Origin of the sequence: Streptococcus suis (assembly GCF_002960625.1) — a bacterium.
Classification (GTDB): domain Bacteria; phylum Bacillota; class Bacilli; order Lactobacillales; family Streptococcaceae; genus Streptococcus; species Streptococcus suis_T.
Genome location: NZ_POJH01000052.1, coordinates 1 through 1074, shown reverse-complemented (window position 1 = coordinate 1074; position 1074 = coordinate 1). Strand labels below are relative to the sequence as shown.

The following is a 1074-nucleotide window of genomic DNA, read 5'->3' as shown; positions in this document are numbered from 1 at the left end:
CACATCCTGCTGAAATTGCTTTCCTTTAAAATGATTCATCGTCATTCCTCCTGCTATCTTTTTCTATTATTCTACCTTATTTGATAGTAGATTTAAAACTTTGCAACAGAACCATATTCCTTCAATTCGTAATTGATCTTTAAACTCTTTATCTATCATTTTAAAAACTCCTTTCTTTATTTTTGGTTATTTTTTAAAATGTTTCTTAAAACATTTAATCTCTGTTTACCTAACTTTCTTTGAACAGTTATGTTTAATTCATCTTCATCAAATAACTTTTCCTTATTGTTATTAGCATAGAAAAGAATAATTTCTTCAATTTCTCGATTATCTAATTTACCTTCTCTGTAATCATCAATAATTACTCGTAGTTCTGATGTTAAAGTTAATACTGTTGCAGGATAAGCTACATATTCATATTTATCAAAAATACTAGACAAAATAATCACTCCTTTTTTGTATATTTACATGGTATCATTTGCCACACACAAAATCAACATTTACTTAACATTTTTATAACATATTTCAAAAATATATGATTACATATTATTATCTGGGTATATTTATATAAACTCTTTCTACCTTGTCGCTATAACAAGATAGAAAGCTTTTTAAGGGGTATTAGCACTACTGACACACTAAATACTATACAAGCTATAAAAAGCTCTTAAAACCGAAATAGAAGCCTTAAAAGTTGCAATTAATAAAATTAGCACTTTATGATATAATGGCGTTGTTATAAAAAAAATAATAGAAAGGAAAGGAAGGCAGATGAGTAAAGATGTTTTAGTAGTAAAAATACCAGAAGATCTAGATAAACAATTTAGAGAAGAAGTAAGAAAACAAGGCAAACAATTTAATTTATCTTTAGAAGAAGCTATAAGATTATGGTTAAAAGAAAAAAAAAATAAATTTAAATAAAAAAAGAAAACTCGTTTTTTTTTATTTATACTTAAAGTTATGGTAAATTCTCAAAGTAAGTTCTAGTTCCCGTCCATCTAGAAGTTACTCTGAGAAAACTGCATAAAACCAACAGAATTTAGTCTCAGACTAAGTTCTGTTTTTGCCTAAAAT

Annotated in this window: 2 protein-coding genes; one reads left to right on the top strand and one right to left on the bottom strand. The window is 26.1% G+C overall.

From position 1 onward, the window contains the following. Positions 1 to 176: 176 nt before the first annotated feature. Positions 177 to 440 carry a TIGR04540 family protein gene (locus C1G49_RS10405; protein ID WP_161496170.1) on the bottom strand — a complete coding sequence of 88 codons (264 nt, stop codon included), beginning with the start codon at positions 438 to 440 and terminating at the stop codon, positions 177 to 179. A gap of 331 nt (positions 441 to 771) precedes the next feature. On the opposite strand from C1G49_RS10405, the gene C1G49_RS11115 reads away from it, so the two are divergent. Then, positions 772 to 921, top strand: a complete 150-nt coding sequence (locus C1G49_RS11115) for a hypothetical protein (protein WP_161942119.1) — start codon at positions 772 to 774, stop codon at positions 919 to 921. Positions 922 to 1074: the final 153 nt, after the last annotated feature.